General features: G+C 60.3%; 4 protein-coding genes. All 4 read left to right on the top strand.

Annotation, left to right across the window (positions count from 1 at the left end):
- The first annotated feature begins 253 nt into the window (after positions 1-253).
- Genes AGR7B_RS14970 through AGR7B_RS14955 form a run of 4 tightly spaced genes read left to right on the top strand, consistent with a single transcriptional unit; the run spans position 254 to position 5,091 of the window.
- Positions 254-1,114, top strand: a complete 861-nt coding sequence (locus AGR7B_RS14970; RefSeq protein WP_065656190.1) for a carbohydrate ABC transporter permease — start codon at positions 254-256, stop codon at positions 1,112-1,114.
- Entirely contained in the window at positions 1,111-1,947 is an 837-nt protein-coding gene (locus AGR7B_RS14965; RefSeq protein ID WP_080857188.1) for a carbohydrate ABC transporter permease, read from the top strand. Before AGR7B_RS14970 ends, AGR7B_RS14965 begins: the two co-directional genes overlap by 4 nt.
- A 9-nt stretch (positions 1,948-1,956) precedes the next feature.
- On the top strand, positions 1,957-3,042 hold the full coding sequence (locus tag AGR7B_RS14960) for an ABC transporter ATP-binding protein (protein ID WP_080857187.1): 1,086 nt from the start codon (positions 1,957-1,959) through the stop codon (positions 3,040-3,042).
- Positions 3,043-3,087: 45 nt separating this feature from the next.
- Positions 3,088-5,091: an aldo/keto reductase gene (locus AGR7B_RS14955; protein ID WP_080858109.1), complete on the top strand. Its 2,004-nt coding sequence runs from the start codon at positions 3,088-3,090 to the stop codon at positions 5,089-5,091.
- The last annotated feature ends 140 nt before the right edge of the window (positions 5,092-5,231 follow it).

Below are 5,231 nucleotides of genomic sequence, written 5' to 3'. Positions count from 1 at the left end.
CGACGGACGTCGCGGACGGACGGACGACGACGGACGGACGACGCGCGCGCGCGCGTGCGTGTGTGTGTGTGTTGTTTTTTCGACGTTAGTGATAAATCGAGAGCCATCCCCCTCATCCGACCCTTCGGGCCACCTTCTCCCCCTTGGGGAGAAGAAATAGGCCGCACCGCCGTGCAATGGTCTCGCCCTCGAACGGGGCAGGACTCCAAGCTTTTCCATTTATCCGGCCATCGTCCGGCATATGGAGGTCGTCATGCCGTCCAGGAACAGGATCGCTTATGCGTTTCTTGCGCCCTATCTCCTGATTTTCGCCACCTTCTGGGTCTGGCCGATCATCAGCTCGTTCATGCTGTCGTTCCAGAATACCCGCATCAACCCATGGCGGTTTGCGCCTTCCATGAACTGGGGGCGGCTCGTTTCCGATCCGGCCTTTTATAATGCGCTTTATAACACGCTGATCATTCTGGTCATTCAGGTGCCCGTGATGATCGCGCTCGCCACCGTCATGGCGGTGCTGTTGAATTCGCCGCTCCTAAAGGCGCGGCCGCTTTATCGATTTGCCTTTTTTGCGCCTGTCGTCGTTGGCGAGGTGGCCTATGCGGCGGTGTTCCGGCTGATGTTCAGCGCCGATTTCGGCATCATCAACAAGCTCATCACCTCAGTCGGACTTTCGCCCGTCTCGTGGTTCGACAATGCCAATGCGGCCATGGCACTGGTCATCATCGCGGTTACCTGGCGCTGGGCGGGATATAACGCCATCATCATTCTGGCCGGGCTGCAATCGATCCCCGGCGATGTTTATGAGGCGGCGACGCTGGACAAGGTCAGCAAGCGTCAGCAGTTCTTTTATATCACCCTGCCGTTGCTTAAACCCATCATCCTGTTCTGCGTCGTGCTGTCGGTCATCGGCACCATGCAGCTGTTTGCCGAACCCTTCCTCATCACCAACAGGGGCGGGCCGGGCGGCGGCACGGAGACGCTGGGGCTGTTCCTTTATCGGCAGGGCTTCACTTCGCTCAATTTCGGCTACGCCTCGGCCATTGCCTACACCATGGCGGCGCTCGCCATCGCCATTTCGCTGCTTAATCTCTGGGTCGGGAGGGAGCCGAAATGAGATCGAAATCGAGATCGCTTTTCTGGCAGAAGATCGCGCTGCATGCGGCGCTGACGCCGCTTGCCATCATCTGGCTGTTTCCGCTGTGGATGATGTTCGTTTTTTCGACCATGCCGGATTACGGCATTTTCAGCCCGGATATCGTGCTGGTGCCATCCACCAACTTCGTCAAGAATTTCAACAACCTGCAGGCGGATACCAACTTCCTCAGGGCCATGTTCATCTCCATCACCGTCGCCGTCATTTACACCGTGCTTTCGGTGTTCCTGACGTCGATGGCCGGCTGGGCGCTGGCGCGTTACCGTTTTGCCGGACGCGGGGTGGTGATCGCCATCATTCTCGGCACCATCACTTTGCCTTTCGCCGTTGTCGTCATTCCGCAATTCATCATGGTGGCGCGGGAATTCAAGCTTGCCAACACCTGGGTGGCGCTGATCGTGCCGCCGCTGTTCAACTCGCTCGGCGTGCTGTTCATGCGGCAATCCTTCTCGATGATGCCGACGGAACTTTTCGACGCGGCACGGGTGGAAGGCGTGAAGGAATGGCAGATATTCCTCCGCATCGCTTTGCCGCTGGCGCGGCCCACCATGGCGGCGCTGTCGATCATTCTCTTCCTGGCCTCGTGGAACAATTACCTCTGGCCGCTTCTCATCAATTCCCGCCCAGGAATGATGACCGCACCCGTGGCGCTTGGCACCCTCATCGGGCTCACCAAAGTGTCATGGGGCGGCATCATGGCCGGCGCGGTGCTGCTCACCGCACCCATTCTCGTGGTTTTCGTGGCGTTGCAGCGTCACTTCATCGCCGGCATTTCCGCCGGGGCAGTCAAGTAAGGGGGCCGCATGGCGGAACTTTCGCTCAACAACGTGGTCAAGCGTTATGGCGCGCTGGAAGTGATCCATGGCGCAAATCTGGAGGTAAAGGACGGGGAATTTGTCGTTTTCGTCGGCCCCTCCGGATGCGGCAAATCCACGCTTCTCCGCATGATCGCCGGGCTGGAGGATATTTCCGGTGGGGATATCGTGATCGGCGGCAGGACGGTGAGTGATGCCGACCCGGCCGATCGCGGCATTGCCATGGTGTTCCAGTCCTATGCGCTTTATCCGCATATGACGGTTGCCGAAAACCTCTCCTTCGGCCTCCGGATGAACGGCAACCCGAAGGCCGATACGCAAAAGCGGGTCAACCACGCCGCCGAAATCCTGCAGATCAACGAGTTGATGCAGCGCCGGCCGAAGCAGCTTTCCGGCGGCCAGCGCCAGCGCGTCGCCATCGGCCGCGCCATCGTGCGCGAACCGCAGGTCTTCCTGTTCGATGAGCCATTGTCCAACCTCGATGCCGAATTGCGGGTGCAGATGCGCGTGGAAATCTCGCGGCTGCACAAGCAGCTCGGCACCACGATGATTTATGTGACGCATGACCAGACCGAGGCGATGACGCTGGCCGACAAGATCGTAGTGCTGCGGGCGGGCAATATCGAGCAGGTCGGCGCGCCGCTCGATCTCTACGATGATCCCGCCAACCGCTTCGTTGCCGGTTTCGTTGGGTCGCCGAAGATGAATTTCCTCGACGCCACCATCATCGGCAGCGGCGCGGAGAGCGTTACGCTCTCGCTCGACAGCGATCCTGCGGTGCGGCTGAGCCTGCCGGTGAAAAGCCGTTTGAGTGAGGGAGCCAAGGTTTCGCTTGGCATCCGGCCGGAACATTTTGCCGATGCGGGCGGGGGCGATGCCGATCTCACCGTTCATGTCGATGTCGCCGAACATCTCGGTAATACCAGCTACGTCTATGCCCGAACAGAAGGCGGCGAGCAGCTCATCATTGAGCGGCCGGAGTCGCGCGATGTCGGCAATCGTGACCGGCTGACGGTCGGCCTTTCCGCCCGCCGCGCTTTCCTTTTCGACAGCAGGGGCGGCCGCCTGCGCTGAACCCTTTCCCAAGCACCCAAGACTGATATGAAGGACGACGATTTCATGACGACCGAACAACCGATCCGCTGGGGCATCATCGGCCCGGGCACCATCGCCAGAACCTTTGCCGATGGCATTGCCCATTCCCGCACCGGCAGGTTAGAGGCCATCGCCACCCGCAACCCGGACAAGCCGGGCCTTGCCGAAGCTTTTTCCGGTGCGCGCATTATCAAGGGTTACGACGCGCTGCTTGCCGATCCCGATATCGATGCCGTTTATATCGCCACACCCCATACCGGCCATGCCGAATGGGCAATCAAGGCAATCCGGGCGGGTAAAAACGTGCTGGTGGAAAAGCCCATCGCGCTTTCCGCCTATGATGCCGACGCCATTTTCCACGAGGCGAAAAAGGCCGGTGTCTTCGCGGGCGAAGCCTATATGTATCGCCTGCACCCGCAGACGTCGAAATTGCTGGAACTGGTGAAAGCCCGGGCGGTGGGCGATATCCGCATCATCCGCTCCAGCTTCGGTTTCAACATGGGCTCGTTCCGGGCCGATCACCGGCTGTTCGCCAATGAAACGGCGGGCGGCGGCATTCTCGATGTCGGCGGTTATCCGGTTTCCATGGTGCGGATGATCGCCGGCGCCGTGGATGGAAAACCTTTCGCCGAACCGGAAAAAGTGGCGGGCGCCGCCCATCTCGGCCAGTCGGGTGTCGATGAATGGGCCTCGGCCGTGCTGAAATTCGCAAACGGCATTGTCGCGGAAGTCTCGTGCTCGATCATGGCGGCGCAGGACAATGTGCTGCGCATCATCGGCTCGGAGGGCCGTATCGAGGTCAAGGATTTCTGGTTCGCCGCCGGCCACAAGGGCGGCACCGGGCGGATCGATATCATCAGGGGCGACAAGGTGGAAACCATCGAGTTGCCGGAGGATCGCTGGCTTTATTCCTTCGAGGTCGACGCGGCCGGCGAGGCGATCCGGCAGGGAAAAAAGGAATTCGATGCACCCGGCATGGCCTGGGCGGACAGCCTCGGCAATCTGCGTGTCATGGATCAATGGCGGGCTTCCGTCGGGCTCGAATACAGCATTGAAAAAGCAACGTTGCGCGTTGCCAATATTGCCGGCGGCAAGGTCGTGGCCGGAAACGCAGTGCCGAAGCGGCAGATTCCGGGCCTTGCCAAACCCGCTTCCGTGGTCGCGCTCGGTTTCGAATTCTTCCCCAATTTCGCTTCTGCATCCCTGACGCTGGATGCCTTTTACGAGGCGGGCGGCAATCTCTTCGATACGGCCTATGTTTATGGCGCAGGCAGGACGGAGACGATTTTCGGCGACTGGCACACCAGCCGCAACGTGCCGCGTGAAGAGATCGTGCTGATCGGCAAGGGTGCACATTCGCCGCTCTGCTATCCTGACATGATCGCAAAGCAGCTCGATCAGTCGCTCGCGCGGCTGAAGACGGATTATGTCGATGCCTATTTCATGCATCGCGATAATCTGGAGGTTCCGGTCGGCGAGTTCGTCGATGCCATGGATGCCGAAGTCCGGCGCGGACGCATTCGCGGCATTTTCGGCGGCTCCAACTGGACGCGCGAGCGCATGGATGAGGCGGCCGCCTATGCTGCGAAGAATGGCAAGCAGGCTCCGGCCGCGCTCTCCAACAATTTCTCGCTGGCGGAAATGCTCGATCCCATCTGGGCGGGCTGCGTTGCTGCATCAGACGATGAGTGGAAGCAATGGCTGAAATCGCGCCAGATTCCCAATTTCGCCTGGTCCAGCCAGGGGCGCGGATTTTTCACGGACAGGGCAGGGCGCGACAAGCATGACGATGAAGAAATCGTCCGCGTCTGGTATTCCGACCGCAACTTCGTCCGCCGCGACCGGGCGATAGAGCTCGCGCAGAAACTCGGCCGCCACCCGATCCATATTGCGCTCGCTTATGTCATCGCCCAGCCTTTCCCGGTCATTCCGCTGATCGGGCCGCGCACGATTGCGGAGCTGGAAGACAGTCTTTCGGCGCTGGATATCAGGCTGACGGCCGAGCAGGTGAAGTGGCTGGAGGCGTGAGAGGCAATGAGACGGCGGATTTATCCGCCGCTCATTCGGATAGTGCAAGGCGTTGCGGCATATTTCTTCTCCCCGCCGGGGAGAAGGTGGCCCGAAGGGTCGGATGAGGGGGCAAGGCTCTCGGTTTATCTCTATCCTTG

Source organism: Agrobacterium deltaense RV3, assembly GCF_900013505.1.
In the GTDB taxonomy this organism is placed as follows: Bacteria; Pseudomonadota; Alphaproteobacteria; order Rhizobiales; family Rhizobiaceae; genus Agrobacterium; species Agrobacterium leguminum.
The sequence above is the reverse complement of the archived record's forward strand: the minus strand, read 5'-3'. Positions and strand labels throughout refer to the sequence as shown.